Here is a 22,152-nt window from a genome sequence, read left to right as displayed (position 1 = left end):
GGAGTTGTGATGACGCTACCGCTGTTTCCGCTCAATACCGTGCTGTTTCCTGGCTGCTTTCTCGATTTGCAGATTTTCGAGGCGCGCTACCTGGACATGATCGGGCGCTGCATGAAGCAGGGCGAAGGTTTTGGTGTGGTGTGCATCCTTGAGGGCGAACAAGTCGGCAAGGCGCCGCCGGTGGTCGCCTCGATCGGCTGTGAAGCGATGATCCGCGACTTCGTGCAGCAGGATAACGGCTTGCTGGGTATTCGCGTCGAGGGCGTGCGGCGCTTCAATCTGGAACGCTCCGAGGTGCAGAAGGACCAGCTGCTGGTGGGGCAGGTGCAATGGCTGCCGGAGCAGGCAGACAGCCCGTTGCTCGAGGCCGATGACGACCTGCTGGCGCTGCTGGTGGCGCTGGGTGAGCACCCCATGGTCGAAGCGCTGGGCATGCCGCGCCCGGTGGACGGGCGTCAGGCGCTGGCCAACCAGCTGGCGTACCTGTTGCCGTTCATGGAGGAGGACAAGCTGGACCTGCTGACCCTCGATTCGCCCCAGCAGCGACTGGGGGAGATCCAGAAGCTGCTGGAACGGATTCAGGGTGAACTGTTCGCCTGATGACCTTGTGCTGCGAAGAAGCCGGCAGCATCAATACTGATATCGCAGCAAAGCCTGAGGCAGCGCATGCATGGCAAAGAACGCCAACAGCGCCATGCATGCCGGCAACACCAGCCACCATACCCGCAGCGGCAGAGCCGGCAGGGCCTGCTGGCGTTGCACCAATGTCAGGCTGAGTGCGCACACGCAGCAGGCCAGAAGAGCCCCGGCCAGGATGTCGGTTGGCCAGTGCGCCCCCAGGTACACCCGTGACAGGGCAATCGACAGCGCCGGAATGCACCCCAGCATCACCCAGGTCAGGCGCATCCGTGGTGGCTGCCCACGTCCTGCCAGCACGGCCATAACCAGGAAGAACGCGAACGATGCCGAGCTGTGCCCGCTGGGCATGCTGTAGCTGGTCAGTGGGTCGGTCAATACTTCCGGCCGTGCCCGGGCAAATAGCCATTTCAGGGTGCCGTTGGCGATCGCAGTGCCCATCAACGCGCCAGCAGCGAAAAATGCGTGCCGCCACTGGCGGGCAAGCAGCAGCAGGCCGGTCAGCAGGCCGCCGAGGAAGAACTGGGTGCGGAAATCGCCTAGCCGTGTCACCAGTACCACGGTGCTGTCGATGGCCTGGCTGCGATGCTCCTGGACCAGTGTCATCACGCCTTGGTCGAACTCATGGAAGTAGGGCCAGCCAAGGAATACACCGGCCAGGGCGATAAAGCTGAGAGCGGCAACCAGCCGCGTGCCGTGGCGCTGGTCACGCAGGCTGGTATTCAGGCTCAGGCCGATCAGCACTGCGAGGGCGCCGGCAATGATCCCGGCGTCTAGCCAGAAGCCTTCCGGCAGGGGCAGGCGCATGGCGGCGCCGGTGGCCCAGCCGGGTAGCAGGTAGGCTACCGACCAGCCCGCACCCGCCAACAGGCTGACAGCGATGAAACGCGGCAGGGGCATGTCGAACATGCCGGCGACCATTGGCAGCATCGGCCGCAGCGGGCCGATGAAACGGCCTACCAGCAGGCTGGCGATGCCATAACGCTGGAAGTAGCTTTCGGCGCTGCCGATCCATTCTGGATGGTGGCGGAGCAGCGGCAGGCGGCGGATGTTCTGGTGGAAGTACTTGCCCACCGTGTACGACAACGCGTCACCCAGCAGGCCGCCGAGAAAGCCCAGCAGTAGCGTTTCTCCCAGACTCAGGGCGCCGTTGCCGGCCAGTACCGCAACGGCGAACAGCAGTATGGTGCCCGGCACGATAATGCCGGCGATGGCCAGGCATTCGATGCAGGCCACCAGGAAAATCGCCAGGCCAAGCCACTGCGGGTTGGCGCTGAGCCAGCCGGTCAGGCTGTCGAGCCATTGGCCCATGTTCAGCTTCCTTGTTCGAGAATGAAGAAATCACGGCCTTCGACTTGGCCGCGACGTAACGGGTTCCGTGTGCAGAAACGGGCGTACTCGGCGTCGACGAAGCGGTACGGCAGGTGCTCGTCGCGCCCGTGCGGGATGCCCAGGCGAGCGGCCTGGATCACCCGGGGCACGACATTGCCACAGTCCTCGACGTACAGACGTTCGGCGTCGAAACGCTGGGCGTCCCAATGCGGCACTTTCAGGCCCAGGGCCCGGCATAGCAGGGTCTGGCCGGCGCACAGGCGCTCTTGCGGGCGGATATTGCCGCTTGCATCGGGGTTGTTCAGTTGCATCTGCGCCAGGCTGTCGGGCCCCGAGAGGGTGTCCTGCCAAGGATAGGCAGACTTGATCAGCACCGCGTTGCCCGGCCCGTGGGCGCTGAAGTTTAGCGAATCGCCGCCGCGGGCGTAGTACATGTAGATGTGCCCGCCCTCCAGGAACAGCGCCTTGCGTTTTTCGGTGTAGCCGAGCGAAGCGTGGCTACCTTTGTCGGTGAGGTAGTAGGCCTCGGTCTCGATGATTCGCGCGGCCAGCCACAGGTCGCCGTGGCGGTGGCGAATGACCTTGCCGAGCAGGGCCTTGGCCAGGGTCTGGGCGTCGCGGTCGAAAAAGCTGTCGGGCAGGGCTGGCATGCGGGCGGTTCGTGGCTGGAAGGGCTGGGATGATAGCAATGAATGACTTAATCGAGGCTGAACCTGTAGGGCGATTGATTGGTATCCATATGTTTCATTGGCAGGGGCTGCTGGGTGTTCGCCTTGAGGTGTTTGGTTTCTGTGAGATCGAGCGCCGCCCGCGCGGCGCATCGCGAGCTACGCTCGCTCCTACGTTTGTTTCTGGCCAGTAGTGCCTGTGACGGGCGCGCGCGACCGCCCTGGTTTGTACGCCGTAATATTAAGTCATGCACCAAGGCGTCCGCGCGCAAGTTGCCCAGGAAAACAGACGTAGGAGCGAGCGTAGCTCGCGATGCGCCGCGCGGGCGGCGCTCGATCTCACAGGCACCAAACACCTTCAGGGCAAACACCCATTTTCTACCATCCGCCACCCGCCGCTGGGCGTACACCTGCGCGGCAGTTATAATCAGCCGATTTCCCCTTCGCCAAGACACCGAACCCATGACTGAGTCCGTTCTTGACTATATGACCCGCTTGGGTCGCGCTGCCCGTGAGGCTTCCCGGGTCATTGGCCGTGCCAGCACCGCGCAGAAGAACCGCGCCCTGCAGGCTGCCGCCGACGCGCTGGACGCCGCCCGTGCCGAACTCACCGCTGCCAACGAGCTGGACCTGGCCGCCGGCCGCGCCAGTGGCCTGGAGCCCGCACTGCTCGACCGTCTGGCGCTGACCCCGGCGCGTATCGACGGCATGATCACCGGCTTGCGCCAGGTGGCCAGCCTGCCGGACCCGGTCGGTGCCATCCGCGACATGAGCTACCGCCCATCGGGCATTCAGGTAGGCAAGATGCGTACCCCGCTGGGGGTGATCGGGATCATCTATGAATCGCGCCCGAACGTGACCATCGATGCTGCCAGCCTGTGCCTCAAGTCGGGGAACGCAACCATCCTGCGTGGCGGTTCCGAAGCCATCCATTCCAACCGCGCCATTGCCACCTGCATTCAGCGTGGCCTGGCCGAAGCCGGCCTGCCGGCGGCGGTGGTGCAGGTGGTCGAAACCACCGACCGCGAAGCCGTGGGCGCGCTGATCAGCATGCCGGAATTCGTCGATGTCATCGTGCCGCGCGGTGGCCGTGGCCTGATCGAGCGCATCAGTCGCGATGCCCGCGTGCCGGTGATCAAGCACCTGGACGGCATCTGCCACATCTATGTCAGCCAGCATGCCGACCTGGACAAGGCCTGGAATGTGGCCTTCAACGCCAAGACCTACCGCTACGGCATCTGCGGGGCCATGGAAACGCTGCTGGTCGACCAGCAAGTGGCTGAGCGCTTCCTGCCAGAAATGGCCCGCCGCTTCGTCGAGAAGGGCGTGGAACTGCGCGGTTGTGAGCGCACCCAGGCCATCATCAGCGTCAAACCGGCTACCGAAAGCGACTGGAACACCGAATACCTCGATGCGATCCTGTCGATTCGCGTGGTCGACGGCCTGAACCAGGCCATCGAACACATCAACCACTATGGCTCGCACCACACCGACTCGATCATCACCGAACACCAGGGTGAAGCCCGCCAGTTCATGGCTGAAGTCGATTCGGCGTCGGTCATGCTCAACACCCCGACCTGCTTTGCCGACGGCTTCGAGTACGGCCTGGGTGCGGAAATCGGTATTTCCACCGACAAGCTACATGCCCGCGGCCCTGTGGGCCTGGAAGGCCTGACCTGCGAGAAGTATGTGGTGATCGGCGATGGCCAGTTGCGCGGCCAGGGGTCCTGCTGAGTTGAGCAAGGCCCAGGCAGTCCGGCGCATCGGCATTCTAGGTGGTACCTTTGACCCCGTGCATATCGGCCACCTGCGCAGCGCGCTGGAAGTGGCCGAGTTCATGGGGCTGGATGAGCTACGCCTGTTGCCCAATGCCCGGCCGCCGCACCGCGACACGCCACAGGTGGCCGCGCAGGATCGCCTGGCCATGGTCCGTGAAGCGGTACAGGGCGTCGCTTGCCTGAGCGTCGATGCCCGCGAGCTGGAGCGTGACAAGCCGTCGTACACCATTGATACGCTGGAATCGATCCGCGCCGAATTGTCCGGCGACGACCAGCTGTTCCTGGTGCTGGGTTGGGATGCCTTCTGTGGCCTGCCCGCCTGGCATCGCTGGGAAGAATTGCTGCAACACTGTCACATCCTGGTACTGCAACGTCCGGATGCCGACGTAGAACCCCCTGACGAGTTGCGTAACCTGTTGGCTGCGCGCTCGGAGAGCGATCCCACCGCCATGTCCGGCCCGGCGGGAAATATTTCGTTCGTCTGGCAGACGCCGCTTGCGGTGTCGGCTACACAGATCCGACAGCTGCTGGCCAGCGGCAGATCGGTGAGGTTCCTGGTGCCGGACGCCGTACTGGCCTATATCGAGGCGCACGAACTGTATCGTGCGCCCAACTGACGGTGCCTCTGGCGCCTCATCCAACGAGTTGAACGAGTTTTATATGACCAAGCAGAAAATTTACGGCGAAGAACTGGTCGCAGTGACCAAGGCAGCGCTGGAAGACGTCAAGGCCCAGGACATCCAGGTCATCGACGTGCGCGACAAGCACAGCCTGACCGACTACATGATCATTGCCACCGGTACCTCCAACCGCCAGATCAACGCGATGGCCGAAAAGGTCCGTGAAGCGGTCAAGGCCAAGGGCGCCCAGCCACTGGGTGAAGAAGGCAAGGGCGACAGCGACTGGGTGCTGCTGGACCTGAACGACGTCATCGTGCACATGATGACCGCCGCTGCCCGCCAGTTCTACGATCTTGAGCGTCTGTGGCAGGGTGCCGAGCAAAGCCGTGCCGCCGATGGCAAGCACCACAGCCCGGACCATGCTCACGAGTACTCCGACAAGCTCAAAGACCGCGAGTGAGGAAAGCGCTGTGCGTCTGCGCCTGATTGCGGTCGGCTCGCGCATGCCGAAGTGGGTCGAGGAAGGCTGGCATGAATATGCCAAGCGCCTGCCCACCGAGCTGTCGCTTGAGCTGGTGGAAATCCCGCTGAACACCCGTGGCAAGAATGCCGACGTCGCCCGCCTGATCCGTCAGGAGGGCGAAGCCATGCTAAGCAAGGTGCAGCCTGGGGAACGCATTGTCACCCTCGAGGTCCATGGCAAGCCCTGGAGTACCGAGCAGTTGGCCACCGAGCTGGACCGCTGGCGCCTGGATGCGCGCACGGTGAACTTGATGGTGGGCGGCCCGGAGGGCCTGGCACCTGAGGTTTGCGCGCGCGCCGAGCAACGTTGGTCGCTGTCGCCGCTGACTTTGCCGCACCCGTTGGTAAGGATACTCATCGGCGAGCAGATCTACCGCGCCTGGACCGTGTTGTCCGGGCACCCTTACCACAAATGAGCCTGTAAGCAGTCCGATGTCGCAGCCGATCCGTCTCAAGGACCACGAGAAAGACGCCCGCCTGGTGCGCAAGCGCGTCGTGGTCGGCGCAGTGGCGATCATGCTGCTTATTTGCGTGCTGATCGCGCGGCTGTACTACCTGCAGATCATCCAGTACGACTACCACTCCACGCTGTCGGAGAACAACCGGGTGCATGTGCAGCCGATCCCGCCGACTCGCGGGCTGATCTTCGACCGCAACGGGGTGATCGTTGCCGACAACCGGCCCAGCTTCAGCCTGTCGATGACCCGCGAACGTGCAGGTAACTGGCAGGAAGTGCTGGATACCATCGTCGAAGTGCTTGAGCTCGACGCTGACGATCGTGCCCTGTTCGAGAAGCGCATGCGCCAAGGCCGCCGGCCATTCGAGCCGGTGCCGATCCTGTTCGAACTCAACGAAGAGCAGATCGCCCGTGTGGCGGTAAACCAGTTCCGCCTGCCGGGTGTGGAAGTGGTGGCCCAGCTGGTGCGGCATTACCCGCAGGGTGCGCACTTCGCCCATTCGGTGGGTTATGTTGGGCGGATCAACGAGAAAGAGCTGAAAACGCTCGACCCGGTGAACTACAGCGGCACTCACCATATCGGCAAGACCGGCATCGAGCGCTTCTACGAAGACGCCCTGCACGGTCAGGTGGGTTATGAGGAAGTCGAGACCAACGCCCGTGGCCGCGTGCTTCGGGTGCTCAAGCGCACCGACCCGAAGCCGGGCAAGGACATTGTGCTGAGCCTGGACATCAAGCTGCAGGAGGCCGCCGAAGCCGCCCTGGGCGGCCGGCGTGGTGCAGTGGTTGCGCTCGACCCACGAACCGGCGAAGTGCTGGCGATGGTGAGTCAGCCGAGCTTCGACCCCAACCTGTTCGTCACCGGCATCAGCTTCAAGGCCTATGGCGAATTGCGCGACTCGATCGATCGGCCGCTATTCAACCGCGTGCTGCGTGGCCTGTACCCGCCGGGTTCGACCATCAAGCCGGCGGTGGCTATTGCCGGCCTGGACAGTGGCGTAGTCAATGCCAGCACCAGGGTGTTCGACCCGGGCTACTACCAGCTGCCCAACTACGATCACAAATACCGGAACTGGAACCGCTCCGGTGATGGCTGGGTCGATCTGGACACCGCCATCATGCGCTCGAACGACACCTACTTCTATGACCTTGCACACAAGATGGGCATCGATCGGTTGTCCAGCTATATGAACAAGTTCGGCATCGGCCAGCGGGTTTCCCTCGATATGTTCGAGGAGTCTGCCGGGTTGATGCCCTCGCGCGAATGGAAGCGTGCCACCCGTCGCCAGGCGTGGTTCCCTGGCGAAACCCTGATTCTCGGCATCGGCCAGGGTTACATGCAGGCCACGCCGCTGCAGCTGGCCCAGGCCACTGCACTGATCGCCAACAAAGGCGTGTGGAACCGCCCGCACCTGGCCAAGACCATCGAAGGCCTGCCGCCGGTAGACGACAACCCGCCGGAAGACATCGTGCTGCGTGACAAGTCTGACTGGGCCAAGGTCACCCATGGCATGGAGCAGGTGATGCACAACCCCCGCGGTACCGCGCGCAAGGCAGCTGCCGGTGCCCAGTACCGCATTGCCGGCAAGAGCGGTACCGCCCAGGTGGTGGCGATCAAGCAGGGCGAGAAATACGACCGCAACAAACTCCAGGAGCGCCACCGCGACCATGCCCTGTTCGTCGCTTTTGCCCCAGCCGAAGCCCCGAGAATCGTGGTCTCGGTGATGGTCGAGAACGGTGAGTCCGGCTCGGGTGTCGCCGCACCGGTGGTACGCCAGATCATGGACGCCTGGCTGCTCGACGAAAATGGCCGGCTCAAACCCGAGTTCGCGCCAGCCACCGTTACCCAGGAATCGGCCCTGTGATGAACAATTTCGATCGCATGCTCTCCAGCGAGGATGTGATGCGTCGGCGTGCCAGCTTTTTGCAGCGCATCCATATCGACGGCCCCTTGCTGATCATTCTGCTGACCCTTGCGGCCGGTAGCCTGTTCGTACTGTATTCGGCCAGTGGCAAGAACTGGGACCTGCTGCTCAAGCAAGCCACCTCGTTTGGTATCGGCCTGGTGTCGATGTTCGTCATCGCCCAGCTGGAGCCGCGTTTCATGGCGCGTTGGGTGCCGCTGGCCTACCTGGCCGGGGTGTTGTTGCTGGTGGTGGTGGACGTGATGGGCCACAACGCCATGGGTGCCACACGCTGGATCAACATCCCCGGCGTGATCCGCTTCCAGCCCTCGGAATTCATGAAAATCATCATGCCGGCGACCATCGCCTGGTACCTGTCCAAGCGCACCCTGCCGCCACATTTGAAGCACGTGGCGATCAGCCTGGTGCTGATCGGCGTGCCGTTCATGCTGATCGTGCGTCAGCCCGACCTGGGGACCGCGCTGCTGATCCTGGCCTCCGGTGCCTTCGTGCTGTTCATGGGCGGCTTGCGCTGGCGCTGGATCCTCAGCGTGCTGGCGGCGGCCGTACCCGTCGCGGTGGCAATGTGGTTCTTCGTCATGCACGACTATCAGAAGCAGCGGGTATTGACCTTTCTCGACCCTGAAAGCGACCCGTTGGGGACCGGCTGGAACATCATCCAGTCCAAGGCGGCGATCGGCTCGGGCGGGGTATTTGGCAAAGGCTGGTTGCTTGGCACGCAGTCGCATCTGGACTTTCTGCCGGAAAGCCACACCGACTTCATCATCGCCGTGCTCGGCGAGGAGTTCGGCCTGGTCGGCATCTGCCTGCTGCTGATTGTCTACCTGCTGCTGATCGGCCGTGGCCTGGTGATCACGGCCCAGGCGCAGACCCTCTTCGGCAAGCTGCTTGCGGGCAGCCTGACCATGACCTTTTTTGTATACGTGTTCGTCAATATCGGAATGGTGAGCGGCCTTCTGCCCGTGGTGGGCGTGCCGCTGCCTTTCATCAGCTATGGCGGAACATCGTTGGTGACGCTGCTGTCAGCGTTTGGCGTTTTGATGTCGATCCATACGCACCGCAAGTGGATCGCGCAGGTTTGAATAAGGTGAACAATTTCATGCAAGCAGTGCGTAACTGGGCTGCCCGTTGTGCGCCTTGGATTGGTGCGGTGGGCCTGTTCGGCGCTGTACAGTTGGCCCATGCCGGCGAATACGAAGGCTCGCCGCAGGTAGCTGCGTTTATTGGCGAAATGAGCCGCGACTATGGTTTTGCGCCGGAGCAACTGATGGGCGTGTTTCGTGAGGTACAGCGCAAGCAGTCGATCCTCGACGCCATCTCGCGACCGGCCGAGCGGGTCAAACCGTGGAAGGACTACCGGCCGATGTTCATCACCGATGCGCGTATCGCTCGCGGTGTGGATTTCTGGCGCCAGCACGAGGCCGTATTGACCCGGGCCGAGCAGGAGTACGGCGTACCTGCGCAGTACATTGTCGCGATCATTGGCGTGGAAACCTTTTTTGGCCGCAATACCGGCAACTACCGGGTGATCGACGCCCTGTCGACGCTGGGCTTCGACTACCCGCCACGTGCCGAGTTCTTCCGCAAGGAGCTGCGTGAGTTCCTGCTGCTGGCCCGTGAGGAGCAACTCGACCCCTTGACGCTCAAGGGGTCGTACGCCGGCGCCATGGGCCTGCCGCAGTTCATGCCGAGCAGCTTCCGCAACTACGCGGTGGACTTCGACGGGGACGGCCATATCAATATCTGGAACAATCCTGACGATGCCATCGGCAGCGTGGCCAGCTACTTCAAGCGCCACGGTTGGGTGGCCGGGGAGGGAGTGGTCAGTCGCGCCCGGGTGGAAGGTGAGCGCGCCGACGAAGGCCTGACCACCGGCATCGAACCGGTGAAAACGGTGGGGGAGTTGCGTACGCTTGGCTGGTCGGTTCATGATTCCCTGCGCGATGATCTGCCGGTTACCGCCTTCCGTCTCGAGGGCGAGAGCGGCCCTGAATACTGGATGGGCCTGAAAAACTTCTACGCGATCACTCGCTACAACCGCAGCGTGATGTATGCCATGGCGGTACATCAGCTTGCGGAACAGCTGGTTCAAGTACGGGGCGTCAAGTAATGCGCGCAATCATCTCTGGCAATTCTTTCAAGCTGCTCACCTGCCTCGCCGTCGGCGTGGTGCTGGCCAGTTGCTCCTCCAATCGCCCGACCCAGCAAAGCAGCGGCGGCGTCGTACGTAGCCAGCCTGGCCTGGACATCAACCGGGCACACAAGGACGGCGCGCCGTGGTGGGACGTGGATGTGAACAAGATCCCTGATGCCACGCCGACCGTGCACACCGGTAACTACAAGGCCAACCCGTACACTGTGCTTGGCAAGACCTACTACCCGATGCAGGACTCGCGCAACTATCGCGCCGAGGGTACGGCGTCGTGGTATGGCACCAAGTTCCACGGGCAGAACACTGCCAACGGTGAGCTGTACGACCTGTATGGCATGAGCGCGGCGCACAAGACCCTGCCACTGCCGGCCTATGTGCGGGTGACCAACCTGGCGAACGGCCGCAGCGTGATCCTTCGGGTGAACGACCGTGGTCCGTTCTATTCCGACCGTATCATCGACTTGTCCTATGCTGCGGCGAAAAAGCTCGGCTATGCCGAGATCGGCACCGCGCACGTGCGCGTCGAGGGTATCGACCCGAAGCAGTGGTGGGCTGAGCGTGGCCAAACGCCGCCGATGGTACTGAAGGAGCCGCAAGTGGCGCAGACCCAAGCAATACCGGCCAGCACCGGGCGTGTCGAGCAATGGACTCCGCCACCACAGCAGCACGCAGCGCCAGTGGTACCGGTGCAGGTGGGTGGCAACAACGTGCCTGGCGGCAACGCTGGCAGTTTCTTGCAGGTAGGCGCCTTTGCCAACCCTGACGCTGCCGAGTTGCTGCGCGCCAAGCTCAGTACCATGGTCAATGCCCCCGTGTTCATCAGCTCGATCGTGCGTAACCAGCAGACCCTGCACCGCGTGCGCCTGGGGCCTATCGGCAGCCAGGGCGAGGTCCAGCAAGCGCAAGACAGCATTCGCCTGGCGAACTTGGGGCAGGCCAAGCTGGTCACAGCAGACTGACTGTGGGAGCGGGCGCGCCCGCGAAGACGGCAACACCAAACTGTCGGTTTTGTCATGAATTGCCGGGCTCGGCCATGTACAATGACAGCTTTTGCCCGCAGCGACATAAAGCCGCACTGTCGCGGGCCAGGCCAACGGCCATAAAACTAGACTGACTGGCGCTGGGCGCATGATCTTGCCCAGGGAACATCTCAGACCATTAGCGATTTTCGAGAGACGGATGAACATCACCAACCTTGCCAAACGACTTTGCCTGCCTGTACTGCTGCTGATCACGCCTGCCGCCTTCGCGGCGGAGCAGATGACGCCGGCGCCACCACAACTGGCCGCCAAGTCCTACGTACTCATGGACGCGTCCAGCGGCAACGTGCTGGTCGAGAACAACGGTGACGAGCGTCTGCCGCCAGCCAGCCTGACCAAGCTGATGACCGCGTACATCGCGACCCTGGATATCCGCCGCGGCCAGATCGGTGAAAGTGACCCGGTTACCGTCAGCGAAAACGCATGGCGTACCGGCGGTTCGCGCATGTTCATCAAGGTTGGTAGCCAGGTATCGGTCAGCGACCTGCTGCACGGCATCATCATCCAGTCCGGTAACGACGCCTCGGTCGCCTTGGCCGAGCACATCGCCGGCAGCGAAGACGCCTTCGCCGACATGATGAACAAGACGGCTGCCGATCTGGGCATGACCAACAGCCACTTCATGAACCCGACCGGCCTGCCGAACCCCGAGCACTACTCGTCGGCGCACGACATGGCGACCCTGGCTCGTGCGATCATCAACGTCGACCCGGCTCACTACGCCATCTACTCGCAGAAAGAGTTCTTCTGGAACAACATCAAGCAGCCTAACCGCAACCTGCTGCTGTGGCGTGACAAGACTGTCGATGGCCTGAAAACCGGTCACACCGACGAAGCCGGCTACTGCATGGTGGCTTCGGCCGTTCGCGATGGCCAGCGCCTGATCGCCGTGGTCTTCGGTACCAACAGCGAACAATCGCGTGCTGCCGAAACCCAGAAGCTGCTGACCTACGGTTTCCGCTTCTTCGAAACCCAGACCTTCTATCAGAAGGGCACCGAGCTGACCCAGGCACCGGTCTGGAAGGGCGCTACCAGCCAAGTCAAGGCTGGCCTGGCTGACGACCTGACCATGACTATGCCTAAAGGCCAATTGAAGCGCCTGCAGGCTTCGATGACCATGAACCCGCAGCTCACCGCACCGATCGCCAAAGGTGACGTGATCGGCAAAGTGGAAGTCAAACTGGACGAAAAAGTGGTTCACAGCGCCGACCTGATCGCCCTTGATGGCGTCGAGGAAGGTGGTTTCTTCCGCCGTATGTGGGATAGCATCCGTCTATTCTTCTACGGGTTGTTCAACTGATACGTGACCTGCATGCCCCCGCGCATACCGCGGGGGTGTTGTTGTTGCCACGGCTTACGAGGCCGTTTCCGCCATGAGCGAACCAGACGTCAAGTCGCACAAGATCGAATTCCCTTGCGACGATTACCCGATCAAGGTCATCGGTGACACCGTTGTCGGTTTCAAGGACACGGTCATCGAGATTCTCAGCAAGCACGCCAAAGTCGACCTTTCTACCCTGGCCGAGCGCCAGAGCAAGGAAGGCAAGTACACCACGGTGCAATTGCACATCGTTGCCGAAAGCGAGAACCAGCTGCACGATATCAACAGCGCCCTGCGCGCTACCGGCATCGTGAAAATGGTGCTCTGATGCCCGCCTGTCTCGGTTTTCGCGATCTTGGCCTGCAGCCCTACGAACCGGTGCTTGAGGCCATGCGTCGTTTTACCGAGCAGCGTAGCCCGGACAGCCAGGATGAAATCTGGCTGGTCGAGCACCCTTCGGTCTTCACCCAGGGGCAGGCCGGCAAGGCCGAGCACCTGCTGGTGCCGGGCGACATCCCGGTGGTGCAGACCGACCGCGGCGGCCAGGTCACCTACCATGGCCCCGGTCAGCTGGTGGCCTACCTGCTGCTGGATGTCCGCCGGCTGGGCTTTGGCGTGCGTGAGCTGGTCAGCCGTATCGAGCAGGCCCTCATCGACCTGCTCGCCAGCTATGCTGTTCAGGCGTCTGCCAAGCCCGATGCCCCGGGTGTCTATGTCGACGGAGCGAAAATTGCCTCCCTCGGCCTGCGAATTCGCAACGGCCGTTCGTTTCACGGCCTTGCCCTGAACGTGGACATGGACCTTGCGCCATTCCGCCGAATCAACCCCTGCGGCTATGCGGGGCTGGCGATGACCCAGCTGCGCGATCTGGCAGGCCCGATCGAACTCGACGAGGTCAGGACAAGGCTGCGCGGACAGCTGGTCAAGCACCTCGACTACGCTGAGCAGACGACCCTCACGGGCGGAATCGACTGAATATGACAACTGTGCAAGAAGCCGTGCCGAACCTGATACCTACCCAGGATGCCACCCCGCGCCCAGCGCCGAAGAAGGTGGAAGCTGGGGTCAAGCTGCGTGGCGCCGACAAGGTCGCGCGCATCCCGGTGAAGATCATCCCTACCGACGAGCTGCCAAAGAAGCCCGACTGGATTCGCGTGCGTATCCCGGTGTCGCCCGAGGTAGACCGCATCAAGCAACTGCTGCGCAAGCACAAACTGCACAGCGTGTGCGAAGAGGCCTCCTGCCCGAACCTGGGCGAGTGCTTCTCGGGTGGTACCGCCACCTTCATGATCATGGGTGACATCTGCACCCGTCGTTGCCCGTTCTGCGACGTTGGCCACGGCCGACCGAAGCCGCTGGATCTGGACGAGCCGAAAAACCTGGCGGTTGCCATTGCCGACCTGCGCCTGAAGTACGTGGTGATCACCTCGGTGGACCGCGACGACCTGCGTGACGGTGGTGCCCAGCACTTTGCTGACTGCATCCGGGAAATCCGCGCGCTGTCGCCAGGCGTGCAGTTGGAGACCTTGGTGCCGGACTACCGTGGCCGTATGGACGTTGCCCTGGAAATCACCGCGCAAGAGCCGCCGGATGTGTTCAACCACAACCTCGAGACCGTACCGCGCCTGTACAAGGCCGCGCGCCCGGGTTCGGACTATGACTGGTCGCTGGACCTGCTGCAGAAGTTCAAGCAGTTGGTGCCGCACGTACCGACCAAGTCGGGCCTGATGCTCGGCCTGGGTGAAACCGACGAGGAAGTGATCGAAGTGATGCACCGCATGCGCGAGCATGACATCGACATGCTTACCCTCGGCCAGTACCTGCAGCCGTCGCGCAGCCACTTGCCGGTGCAGCGTTTCGTTCACCCGGACACCTTTGCCTGGTTTGCCGAGGAAGGTTACAAGATGGGCTTCAAGAACGTTGCTTCTGGCCCGCTGGTACGTTCTTCGTACCACGCCGACCAGCAGGCTCACGAAGCCAAAATCAAGCTCTGAGCTATGCTCTAGCCAAGAGCAGAGCCACATATGCCGATGCACGCCCAAGGGCGGCATCGGCATTTTTGTTTGTGTCCCATGCTGCAAGGAGCCGCGATGTATTGCGCCAAAACCTTCCAACCCACCCTGCCAGCCGCGCTGCCGGCCAACGCATGCTTTGCCATTGTCGCCCCGGCGGGCGCGGCGCGGCTTGATGCGCACAAGGTCAGCCAGTGGTTCGTTGACCGCGGCTACCGTTGCTGTATTTACCCGGGTGCCCTGCAGGCACAGGGCTACCTGGCGGGGCCGGACCAGCAGCGTTTGCAGGACCTGCACGCAGCCTTTGCCGATCCGGCCATTGACGCCATTCTGTGCATGCGTGGGGGCTACGGCAGCATGCGCCTGCTTGACCAGCTCGACTTCGAACTGATCCGGCGCAACCCCAAGCCGCTGATCGGCTACAGCGACATCACTGCACTGCATACGGCGATCTACCGGCATGCCGGACTGGTGACCTTCCATGGGGGGATGCTCAATGCCGACCTGCTGGGGGCCAAGTTGCCACCGACCGAGTCGTCGTTGCTGGCGCAGCTGGGTGGGCTTGTGAAGGCAGGCGAGCAGGTCGTGCACCCGCAGGGTTTCGCATTGGACAGCGTGTTACCGGGGGTAGCCTGCGGGCCGCTGCTGGGTGGCAACCTGTCGATGCTGGGTGCGACCATCGGAACGCTTGCCGAGCTGGATACCCAGGGCTGCATCCTGTTCATCGAGGACGTCAACGAGCCGCTGTACAGGGTGGATCGGCTGCTGACCCAGTTACGCCTGGCAGGCAAGCTGGAGGGGATCAAAGGCGTGCTGGTGGGCGACTTTGCCGGGATTACCACAGCGGCGCTGACGCCGTTGCTGGAGGATATGTTTGCGCCGCTTGGGGTGCCGGTGCTGGCGGGCTGGCGCAGCGGGCATTGTGACCCGAATGTATGCTTGCCCCTGGGGGCTCGGGTGAGGCTCGACAGTGGTCAGCAAACACTGGTGCTGGAGCAGGATCTGTTCAGGGCATGAAATTGCCGGGGCCGCGCAGCGGCCCCGAAATGCTTACTGCTGGCGCAGGTTCTCAAGCAGCTTATGGGTCGGGTACCCATCCGCCGGCCATCCAAGCCCTTGCTGGGCATTGCGGATTGCCTTGCGGGTATTGGCCCCGATAATGCCATCGGCATTACCTGCATCATGCCCGCGGCTGTTCAACAAGTGCTGCAGCTCCATGCGCTCGCTGCGACTGAGCGGCATATCGTCTTTCGGCCAGCTGCCGGCAATGAAGCCCCAGCCGCTGAAGCGATCCCCGAGCAGGCTCACCGCCAAGGCATAGGACGACGAGTTGTTGTACTTGAGGATGGCGCGGAAGTTGTCCAGCACCAGGAATGCCGGGCCGCGTGCACCGGCCGGCAGCAGCAGGGCGGCAGACAGCTGGTTGCTACCTGCCGGCAGGCGAGTGCCTGCTGGCAGTTTCACGCCCATCGCCAGCCATTCACTCACCGGTTTGCGCTGTGCGCCATCGGCCTGCCAGAAGTCGAAACCAGCCGGCACCTGTACCTCGAAGCCCCACGGTTGGCCGCGTTTCCAGCCCGAACTCTGCAGGTAGTGCGCTGTTGAGGCCAGGGCGTCTGGTGTGCTGTTCCAGATGTCGCGTCGGCCATCGCCGTCGAAGTCCACGGCATGGGTGTTGTAGGTGGTCGGGATGAACTGGGTCTGGCCCATGGCGCCGGCCCACGAGCCCCGCATGGCTTCAGGCTGGATGTCACCATGCTGGATGATCTGCAGCGCGGCAATCAGCTGGTCCTGGGCAAACTGTGGGCGGCGGCCCTCATAGGCCAAAGTGGCTAGCGAGCGGATCACCGACTTGCTGCCCTGGAACTGGCCGAAGTTGCTTTCCATGCCCCACACCGCGACCAGCACCTGGCGGTCCACGCCATATTGTTGCTCGAGGCGAGTCAGCAACTCAGCGTTCTGCACCAGCAGCTTCTTGCCGTTGCGCACGCGCAGGGGCGACAGGGCGCCTTCGAGGTACTCCCACACCGGGCGGGTGAACTCCGGCTGGCTGCGATCTGCCTTGATCACGTCCAGGTCAGGGGTGACACCGAGGAAGGCGCGGTCGAAGGTGCTCGGCGAAATGCCGGCTTGCAGGGCCTGCTCGCGGAAGCCCGCTTGCCATTGGGCGAAGGTTTGCAGAGGCTGGATTTCAGTGCTGACGTCGGGCATTGCGCCGGGCACGGTCACCACTGGATTGGGTTGGGCAGGGGCCAGCGGCAGCGCGTCGGCGGCGGTGGGCTTTTCCGCACAGGCCACGAGCAGGATGAAGCTGGAGGCCGCGATCAGCTGGCGGGTTTCCCAGCGGGGGATAATACGGAAGAGCATGCACAGATCCAGAGTTGCAGGTCAGGTGACGACCATATCATGCCTGCGCTTGCGATGCTTTCATGCAGCCAAAAAGTAGGAAGCCTCCCAATCTCTCGATTGGAAGGCTTCGCGGCGGTAGCTGCCTTTGCCCTTGTTCGGTTGTTCCTGGCGGCAGCGGAACAGTGGCTGGGCGATGATGGACTTGGCCTTGTTGGGGCCGTGCTTTTTCGGCTTTTTGCTCATGGCGGTATCCCGGGTTGGGTGGGTTTCGGGGCGCACTGTAGGGCTTGGGCTGCCGGGTAGCCAATTGATTGTGTTTATGGTCGAGATCCTGGGCCTTGCAGCCCTTTGGTGGGGGGTTACTCGGGAGGAAGAGTCAGGCGCTGGCCAGCCATCAACAGCGACAGCCGCGCCAGGCCAATCCCGGGCGAACCTTCTGCCTGCCCTTTGATCTGCGCATCGATACGCTGGGCATCCTGCAGCAATTGCGCCCAGCGCTGCGCCGAGAGGCGCTGCAGGGCCTTGCTGACCAGCGGTCGGCGTTTGTCCCAGATGGGCGGGCGGGCCTGGCTGAACGCTTTGTCCAATGGCACGCCTTGGCTGAACTGCTGGGCCAGCCCCGCCAGTTGGCGCAGTTCACGGGCCAATGCCCAGAGGATGACGGGCGGTTCCACACCTTCACCGCGCAAGCCTTCGAGCATGCGCAGGGCATGCGCAGCCTCGCCGTTGAGAATGGCGTCGACCAGGCCGAAGACATCGAAGCGGGCGCTGTCGGCGACGGCAGCCTGCACGGTTTCCACGGTGATCTGGCTGCCTTCGGCCAGCAACTTGAGCTTTTCGATTTCCTGCGCGGCTGCCAGCAGGTTGCCTTCCACGCGCGCGGCAATCAGGTCGACGGCATCACGCTGGGCTGACAGGCCGGCCTGTTGCAGGCGCTGGTTGATCCACTGAGGAAGCTGATGCACATCCACCGGCCAGATCTGGATGAACTGGCAATGGGCGCCTTCGATCAATGCCTTGCCCCACTTGGTCTTCTGCGCACTGCTGTCGAGCTTGGGCAGGCTGATCAGCAGCAGCGTGTCTTCGGCGGGGTTGGCGCAGTATTCCATCAGTGCAGCGGCACCCTTGTCACCGGGCTTGCCCGAGGGCAGGCGCAGTTCCAGCAGGCGGCGCTGGGCGAACAGCGACAGGCTTGCGCCGGCCTGGAGCAGGGTGCCCCAGTCGAAGTTGGCGTCGGCACTGAATACCTGGCGTTCATCGAAGCCTTGCTGACGCGCGGTATTGCGGATGGCGTCGGCGGCTTCCTGGCACAGCAGCGGGTCGTCGCCGCTGACCACGTAGACCGGTGCCAGGGCGCCTTGCAGGTGCTTGTTGAGTTGGGCGGGAGCGAGCTTCATGGGGAGCAGGCGGGGCGCCCTAGGGCGCCCCTCACGGGCTTAGTTGCCCGGCACTTCCAATGGCGATTGCTGAGGCGTCTCGGCCTGCTGGCGGCGGGCAGCCTCCAGCGCGGCAGCTTCGGCTTTGGCGCGCTCGTCGGCTTTACGCTGCAGCTCGTCCAGCTGGGCTGGGGACAGCATTTGCAGGCGTACGACCATGGCGTTGACCAGATCGCGGCGCATTTCTTCGCGTGCGCGGTCGGCTTCCTGCTCGGAGCCGGTGATGTTCGAGCCGTCACGCAGGTAGATCTTGCGCACCTCCAGCTTGTCGCTCATCAGCTCCAGGTTGTTCAGGCCCAGGATGCTGTAGTCCAGCTTGGTGGTCAGCTCGTACTCGGCGGTACGGTTGCCACCGCTGTAGGTGGCCGAGCGCTCGCGCTCCTGTTCGTTGGTCAGCACCAGGCGATACGGTGCGCCGGCATGCACGTTGACGCCGCTACGTTCCAGTACTTCACGCAGCTGGACCACGGTCGGGCCATAGGCATTGCGCGCGCTGACGTCCATTTCCTTCACGCTCAGCTCGGTGGAGCCGGTGCCGCGCAGCTGGAATCCGCAGGCGCTGAGCATGACCGCCAGGCCGATTACCAGCAAATTGCGTTTAATCATGTTGTTGCTCCCTTTGGGGCCTGTTCCGCCCACCCGCAGCCAATGCGGGTGGGCGTTTTCATCAGTTGGCGACGATGTTGACCAGCTTGCCCGGTACCACGATGACCTTGCGGATGGTCAGGCCATCGATGAAGCGCAGGACATTCTCGTTGCTGCGGGCAGCGGCTTCGACTTCTTCGCGGCTGGCAGCGGCAGGCATCTCGACCTGGCCGCGCAGTTTGCCGTTGACCTGAACCACCAAGGTAATGGTGTCCTGGACCAGCGCCTGTTCGTCGACGCTTGGCCAGGCGGCATCGATCACCGAGCCTGCATGGCCCAGTTGCTGCCACAGCTCATGAGAGATGTGCGGAGTGATCGGTGCCAGCAGCAGGGTGACGGCTTCCAGGCCTTCCTGAAGCAGGGCGCGGTCCTGTTCGGTGGCTTGTGGGGCCTTTTCCAGTACGTTCATCACGGTCATCACCTGGGCGATGGCGGTATTGAACTTGTGGAACTGGCCCACGTCGATGCTGGCCTGTTTGATGGCAGCGTGAATGGCGCGGCGGATGACTTTTTGTGCGTCGTCCAGGGCGGCAACATCCAGCTTGCCTGGCAGGCCTTGGCTGACGTGAGCCTGAGCCAGGCGCCAGACACGACGCAGGAAGCGGCTGGCACCTTCGACGCCGGAGTCGGACCATTCCAGGCTCATGTCGGGCGGCGAGGCGAACATCATGAACAGGCGGCAGGTGTCGGCGCCGTAGGCTTCGATCATGGACTGCGGGTCGACGCCGTTGTTCTTCGATTTCGACATTTTCTCGGTGCCGCCGATTTCCACCGGCAGGCCGTCGGTCTTCAGGCGAGCGCCAATGATCTTGGCTTTGGCATCACGCTCGATCTCGACATCGGCCGGGTTGAACCAGTCCTTGCCGCCGTTGCTGGCAACGCGGTAGTAGGTCTCTGCGACCACCATGCCCTGGGTCAGCAGGTTCTTGAATGGCTCGTTCGAGGTGACCAGGCCTTCGTCACGCATCAGCTTGTGGAAGAAACGCGCGTACAGCAGGTGCAGGATCGCGTGTTCGATACCACCGATGTACTGATCTACCGGCAGCCAGTGGTTGGCGGCTTTGGGGTCGACCAGGCCTTTGTCGTAGTTTGGCGAGGCATAGCGGGCGAAGTACCAGGACGACTCGACGAAGGTGTCCATGGTGTCGGTTTCGCGCTTGGCCGCAGCACCGCATTTCGGGCAGCTGCATTCGTAGAATTCAGGCATGCGCGCCAGTGGCGAACCGGCGCCGTCCGGCACCACGTTCTCCGGCAGGGTGACCGGCAGCTGGTCTTCCGGCACCGGGACGTCGCCGCAGGACGGGCAGTGGATGATCGGGATCGGGCAGCCCCAGTAGCGCTGGCGGCTGATACCCCAGTCGCGCAGGCGGAACTGGGTACGCGATTTGCCCAGTTCCTTGCGGATCAGGGCCGCTTCGATGGCGTCGAAGGCGCCAGCAAAGTCCAGGCCGTCGAACTCTGCGGAGTTGATCAGCTGGCCGTGCTCGCCATAGGCGGCCTGCCACTCGCTGCCGACTTCGTCGCCAGCGCTGGTGCGCACCACGGCTTTGACCGGCAGGTTGTACTTGTGGGCGAATTCGAAGTCGCGCTCGTCGTGGGCCGGCACGGCCATTACCGCGCCATCACCGTAGTGCATCAGCACGTAGTTGGCGACCCATACTGGCAGCTTCTCGCCAGTGAGCGGGTGCTCGACCAGCAGGGAAGTGGCCATGCCCTTCTTCTCCTGGGTGGCCATGTCGGCTTCGGCAACGCTGCCGCTCTTGCACTCATCGATGAACGCCTGCAGCGCCGGGTTGCCCTGCGCGGCCTGGGTGGCCAGCGGGTGCTCTGCGGCGACGGCGACGTAGGTGGCGCCCATCAGCGTGTCCGGACGGGTGGTGAAGACCTTGAGGGTGCCTTCGTGGCCGATGCTGGCCTGGTCGTACGGGAACTGTACTTCCATGCCACGCGATTTGCCGATCCAGTTGCGCTGCATGGTCTTGACCTGCTCAGGCCAGCCCGGCAGCTCGTCGAGGCTCTCCAGCAGCTCGTCGGCGTAATCGGTGATGCGGAAGTAGTACATCGGGATTTCGCGCTTCTCGATCAGCGCGCCCGAACGCCAGCCACGGCCGTCGATGACTTGTTCGTTGGCCAGAACGGTCTGGTCCGCCGGGTCCCAGTTCACGGTACCGTTCTTGCGGTAGATGATGCCTTTCTCGAACAGACGGGTGAACAGCCACTGCTCCCAACGGTAGTAGTCGGGTTTGCAGGTGGTGACTTCACGTGCCCAGTCGATGGCCAGGCCCAGGCTCTTGAGCTGGGTCTTCATGTAGTCGATGTTTTCGTACGTCCACTTGGCCGGGGCGACGTTGTTTTTCATCGCCGCGTTTTCCGCGGGCATGCCGAAAGCGTCCCAGCCCATCGGTTGCAGGACGTTCTTGCCCAGCATGCGCTGGTAACGGGCAATCACGTCACCGATGGTGTAGTTGCGCACGTGGCCCATGTGTAGCTTGCCGCTCGGGTACGGGAACATCGATAGGCAATAGTAGGTGTCTTTGCCTGGCTGTTCGGTCACAGCGAACGATTGTTGCTCGTCCCAGAACTTCTGGGCGGCGGCTTCGATATCACGGGGCGTGTATTGTTCGTGCATGGCTACTTTTGGCTGAGAGAGAAGAGACCTTGTTCCAGGCAGCGGAACCTCGCTGCGTCCGGCACTCCGGTGTCGTTTAGAGTGAACGCCGTAGCATACAGCAGCGCCGAGCATCGTGGGAAACCTTCGTTGCGAATGCCCGCTGGTCGCGGCACACGGCTGCTTTTTGCAGCGACGCTAAGCTCAGGTGTGGGGGGGATATTCTTACCTTCAATGAGGTGAACGGATGGGAGAGACGCAGCTACCCGCAATCAGACCGGAGCTTTACGAGCGCCTTATCGACCGGCTTGGCCTGGCACTGGAAACGGCCAGGACCTCGGTTCGATTGCGCGACGAGATGCCAGCTGAGCTTGAGTTGCGTGGTCTGAGCCACGCGGAGTTTGAAGTGATCAAGGCGTACCTGGACTCCCTCCCGGAGCGCCACAATGCCGCTGTCGGCAGTTACCCACAAGCGGAGCCGACATCGGCCAAGATCATCTGGCTCAAGGACAAGAAACGCCCCGCCAGCAAGGCGAGACCCAGGACGCTGCCGCATCGCTAGCCGTTCAGGACGCCAGGTGCAGGCCATCGCGCGCCGGTTCTTCACTATCACACAACTCATGATCGACGCCGGTACGCACTTGTTGACCG

General features: G+C 62.9%; 23 protein-coding genes. 16 read left to right on the top strand and 7 right to left on the bottom strand.

The annotated features are described in order from the left end of the window. Positions 1-9 precede the first annotated feature (9 nt). Positions 10-600 carry an LON peptidase substrate-binding domain-containing protein gene (locus ACF8EA_RS03050; protein WP_392521082.1) on the top strand — a complete coding sequence of 197 codons (591 nt, stop codon included), beginning with the start codon at positions 10-12 and terminating at the stop codon, positions 598-600. Between the two features lie 30 nt (positions 601-630). Here ACF8EA_RS03050 and ACF8EA_RS03045 read toward each other — a convergent pair whose 3' ends face one another. Continuing rightward, a complete protein-coding gene (locus ACF8EA_RS03045; protein WP_392521081.1) occupies positions 631-1,947 on the bottom strand; it encodes a bifunctional DedA family/phosphatase PAP2 family protein in 1,317 nt (438 codons plus the stop codon). 2 nt (positions 1,948-1,949) lie between these two features. After that, positions 1,950-2,618 carry a DNA-3-methyladenine glycosylase gene (locus tag ACF8EA_RS03040; protein WP_028697856.1) on the bottom strand — a complete coding sequence of 223 codons (669 nt, stop codon included), beginning with the start codon at positions 2,616-2,618 and terminating at the stop codon, positions 1,950-1,952. A gap of 38 nt (positions 2,619-2,656) precedes the next feature. On the opposite strand from ACF8EA_RS03040, the gene ACF8EA_RS03035 reads away from it, so the two are divergent. From ACF8EA_RS03035 to ACF8EA_RS02970, 14 genes are all read left to right on the top strand, one after another. Further along, positions 2,657-2,830, top strand: a complete 174-nt coding sequence (locus tag ACF8EA_RS03035) for a hypothetical protein (protein WP_181005131.1) — start codon at positions 2,657-2,659, stop codon at positions 2,828-2,830. A gap of 268 nt (positions 2,831-3,098) precedes the next feature. Beyond that, a complete protein-coding gene (locus ACF8EA_RS03030) occupies positions 3,099-4,370 on the top strand; it encodes a glutamate-5-semialdehyde dehydrogenase (RefSeq protein ID WP_392521080.1) in 1,272 nt (423 codons plus the stop codon). Beyond that, complete coding sequence (gene nadD, locus ACF8EA_RS03025) at positions 4,339-5,031, top strand: nicotinate-nucleotide adenylyltransferase (RefSeq protein WP_084850676.1); 693 nt, start codon at positions 4,339-4,341, stop codon at positions 5,029-5,031. Before ACF8EA_RS03030 ends, nadD begins: the two co-directional genes overlap by 32 nt. Before the next feature lie 43 nt (positions 5,032-5,074). After that, positions 5,075-5,494 (top strand): ribosome silencing factor, encoded by a 420-nt coding sequence (gene rsfS / locus ACF8EA_RS03020; RefSeq protein ID WP_003249719.1) that lies wholly within the window; start codon positions 5,075-5,077, stop codon positions 5,492-5,494. Positions 5,495-5,504: 10 nt separating this feature from the next. After that, positions 5,505-5,972, top strand: coding sequence for a 23S rRNA (pseudouridine(1915)-N(3))-methyltransferase RlmH (rlmH, locus tag ACF8EA_RS03015; RefSeq protein ID WP_012274378.1), 468 nt, complete (start codon positions 5,505-5,507; stop codon positions 5,970-5,972). A gap of 16 nt (positions 5,973-5,988) precedes the next feature. Beyond that, a complete protein-coding gene (gene mrdA, locus ACF8EA_RS03010) occupies positions 5,989-7,878 on the top strand; it encodes a penicillin-binding protein 2 (protein ID WP_021784397.1) in 1,890 nt (629 codons plus the stop codon). Positions 7,879-7,916: 38 nt separating this feature from the next. Beyond that, the gene (gene rodA / locus ACF8EA_RS03005) at positions 7,917-9,020 is read left to right on the top strand and encodes a rod shape-determining protein RodA (RefSeq protein ID WP_003249727.1); all 1,104 of its coding nucleotides are present in this window, start codon (positions 7,917-7,919) and stop codon (positions 9,018-9,020) included. Positions 9,021-9,037: 17 nt separating this feature from the next. Beyond that, on the top strand, positions 9,038-10,048 hold the full coding sequence (gene mltB, locus ACF8EA_RS03000) for a lytic murein transglycosylase B (protein ID WP_392521079.1): 1,011 nt from the start codon (positions 9,038-9,040) through the stop codon (positions 10,046-10,048). Further along, on the top strand, positions 10,048-11,049 hold the full coding sequence (locus tag ACF8EA_RS02995) for a septal ring lytic transglycosylase RlpA family protein (protein ID WP_392521078.1): 1,002 nt from the start codon (positions 10,048-10,050) through the stop codon (positions 11,047-11,049). Before mltB ends, ACF8EA_RS02995 begins: the two co-directional genes overlap by 1 nt. 220 nt (positions 11,050-11,269) lie before the next feature. Next, complete coding sequence (locus tag ACF8EA_RS02990) at positions 11,270-12,430, top strand: D-alanyl-D-alanine carboxypeptidase family protein (protein WP_021784394.1); 1,161 nt, start codon at positions 11,270-11,272, stop codon at positions 12,428-12,430. A 73-nt stretch (positions 12,431-12,503) separates the two neighbouring features. Continuing rightward, entirely contained in the window at positions 12,504-12,779 is a 276-nt protein-coding gene (locus ACF8EA_RS02985; protein ID WP_003249736.1) for a DUF493 domain-containing protein, read from the top strand. Then, positions 12,779-13,426 (top strand): lipoyl(octanoyl) transferase LipB, encoded by a 648-nt coding sequence (gene lipB, locus ACF8EA_RS02980; protein ID WP_028697854.1) that lies wholly within the window; start codon positions 12,779-12,781, stop codon positions 13,424-13,426. Before ACF8EA_RS02985 ends, lipB begins: the two co-directional genes overlap by 1 nt. A 2-nt stretch (positions 13,427-13,428) precedes the next feature. After that, on the top strand, positions 13,429-14,445 hold the full coding sequence (gene lipA / locus ACF8EA_RS02975; RefSeq protein ID WP_003249742.1) for a lipoyl synthase: 1,017 nt from the start codon (positions 13,429-13,431) through the stop codon (positions 14,443-14,445). A gap of 96 nt (positions 14,446-14,541) precedes the next feature. Then, the gene (locus ACF8EA_RS02970) at positions 14,542-15,480 is read left to right on the top strand and encodes an LD-carboxypeptidase (protein WP_021784392.1); all 939 of its coding nucleotides are present in this window, start codon (positions 14,542-14,544) and stop codon (positions 15,478-15,480) included. 33 nt (positions 15,481-15,513) lie between these two features. Here the strand turns inward: ACF8EA_RS02970 and ACF8EA_RS02965 are convergent, their stop codons facing one another. From ACF8EA_RS02965 to leuS, 5 genes are all read right to left on the bottom strand, one after another. Continuing rightward, positions 15,514-16,830 carry a lytic murein transglycosylase gene (locus tag ACF8EA_RS02965; protein WP_021784391.1) on the bottom strand — a complete coding sequence of 439 codons (1,317 nt, stop codon included), beginning with the start codon at positions 16,828-16,830 and terminating at the stop codon, positions 15,514-15,516. Between the two features lie 60 nt (positions 16,831-16,890). Further along, on the bottom strand, positions 16,891-17,055 hold the full coding sequence (arfA, locus tag ACF8EA_RS02960) for an alternative ribosome rescue factor ArfA (protein WP_003257578.1): 165 nt from the start codon (positions 17,053-17,055) through the stop codon (positions 16,891-16,893). Positions 17,056-17,171: 116 nt separating this feature from the next. Continuing rightward, entirely contained in the window at positions 17,172-18,209 is a 1,038-nt protein-coding gene (holA, locus tag ACF8EA_RS02955; protein WP_392521077.1) for a DNA polymerase III subunit delta, read from the bottom strand. 39 nt (positions 18,210-18,248) lie between these two features. Then, on the bottom strand, positions 18,249-18,854 hold the full coding sequence (gene lptE / locus ACF8EA_RS02950) for an LPS assembly lipoprotein LptE (protein WP_392521076.1): 606 nt from the start codon (positions 18,852-18,854) through the stop codon (positions 18,249-18,251). A 61-nt stretch (positions 18,855-18,915) separates the two neighbouring features. Next, positions 18,916-21,522, bottom strand: coding sequence for a leucine--tRNA ligase (gene leuS, locus ACF8EA_RS02945; protein ID WP_084850681.1), 2,607 nt, complete (start codon positions 21,520-21,522; stop codon positions 18,916-18,918). A gap of 226 nt (positions 21,523-21,748) precedes the next feature. Here leuS and ACF8EA_RS02940 point away from each other — a divergent pair, with 226 nt between their 5' ends. Further along, positions 21,749-22,063, top strand: a complete 315-nt coding sequence (locus ACF8EA_RS02940; RefSeq protein WP_021784387.1) for a hypothetical protein — start codon at positions 21,749-21,751, stop codon at positions 22,061-22,063. Positions 22,064-22,152 lie beyond the last annotated feature (89 nt).

This window comes from Pseudomonas sp. YQ_5, from assembly GCF_043103305.1.
GTDB classification, from domain to species: Bacteria; Pseudomonadota; Gammaproteobacteria; order Pseudomonadales; family Pseudomonadaceae; genus Aquipseudomonas; species Aquipseudomonas putida_Y.
Note: the sequence above shows the minus strand (reverse complement) of the source record. Positions and strands in the feature narration are given on the sequence as shown.

Bases quoted from the DNA above. Each gene is read 5' to 3' on its own strand.
- ACF8EA_RS02940 (WP_021784387.1), top strand. From the start codon at position 21,749: ATGGGAGAGACGCAGCTACCCGCAATCAGACCGGAGCTTTACGAGCGC.
- leuS (WP_084850681.1), bottom strand. From the start codon at position 21,522: ATGCACGAACAATACACGCCCCGTGATATCGAAGCCGCCGCCCAGAAG.
- ACF8EA_RS02970 (WP_021784392.1), top strand. From the start codon at position 14,542: ATGTATTGCGCCAAAACCTTCCAACCCACCCTGCCAGCCGCGCTGCCG.
- mrdA (WP_021784397.1), top strand. From the start codon at position 5,989: ATGTCGCAGCCGATCCGTCTCAAGGACCACGAGAAAGACGCCCGCCTG.
- mltB (WP_392521079.1), top strand. From the start codon at position 9,038: ATGCAAGCAGTGCGTAACTGGGCTGCCCGTTGTGCGCCTTGGATTGGT.
- rodA (WP_003249727.1), top strand. From the start codon at position 7,917: ATGCGTCGGCGTGCCAGCTTTTTGCAGCGCATCCATATCGACGGCCCC.
- arfA (WP_003257578.1), bottom strand. From the start codon at position 17,055: ATGAGCAAAAAGCCGAAAAAGCACGGCCCCAACAAGGCCAAGTCCATC.
- lipB (WP_028697854.1), top strand. From the start codon at position 12,779: ATGCCCGCCTGTCTCGGTTTTCGCGATCTTGGCCTGCAGCCCTACGAA.
- ACF8EA_RS03040 (WP_028697856.1), bottom strand. From the start codon at position 2,618: ATGCCAGCCCTGCCCGACAGCTTTTTCGACCGCGACGCCCAGACCCTG.
- ACF8EA_RS03035 (WP_181005131.1), top strand. From the start codon at position 2,657: ATGAATGACTTAATCGAGGCTGAACCTGTAGGGCGATTGATTGGTATC.
- rsfS (WP_003249719.1), top strand. From the start codon at position 5,075: ATGACCAAGCAGAAAATTTACGGCGAAGAACTGGTCGCAGTGACCAAG.
- lipA (WP_003249742.1), top strand. From the start codon at position 13,429: ATGACAACTGTGCAAGAAGCCGTGCCGAACCTGATACCTACCCAGGAT.
- ACF8EA_RS03045 (WP_392521081.1), bottom strand. From the start codon at position 1,947: ATGGGCCAATGGCTCGACAGCCTGACCGGCTGGCTCAGCGCCAACCCG.
- holA (WP_392521077.1), bottom strand. From the start codon at position 18,209: ATGAAGCTCGCTCCCGCCCAACTCAACAAGCACCTGCAAGGCGCCCTG.
- ACF8EA_RS02995 (WP_392521078.1), top strand. From the start codon at position 10,048: ATGCGCGCAATCATCTCTGGCAATTCTTTCAAGCTGCTCACCTGCCTC.
- ACF8EA_RS03030 (WP_392521080.1), top strand. From the start codon at position 3,099: ATGACTGAGTCCGTTCTTGACTATATGACCCGCTTGGGTCGCGCTGCC.
- ACF8EA_RS03050 (WP_392521082.1), top strand. From the start codon at position 10: ATGACGCTACCGCTGTTTCCGCTCAATACCGTGCTGTTTCCTGGCTGC.
- lptE (WP_392521076.1), bottom strand. From the start codon at position 18,854: ATGATTAAACGCAATTTGCTGGTAATCGGCCTGGCGGTCATGCTCAGC.
- ACF8EA_RS02990 (WP_021784394.1), top strand. From the start codon at position 11,270: ATGAACATCACCAACCTTGCCAAACGACTTTGCCTGCCTGTACTGCTG.
- ACF8EA_RS02985 (WP_003249736.1), top strand. From the start codon at position 12,504: ATGAGCGAACCAGACGTCAAGTCGCACAAGATCGAATTCCCTTGCGAC.
- ACF8EA_RS02965 (WP_021784391.1), bottom strand. From the start codon at position 16,830: ATGCTCTTCCGTATTATCCCCCGCTGGGAAACCCGCCAGCTGATCGCG.
- nadD (WP_084850676.1), top strand. From the start codon at position 4,339: ATGGCCAGTTGCGCGGCCAGGGGTCCTGCTGAGTTGAGCAAGGCCCAG.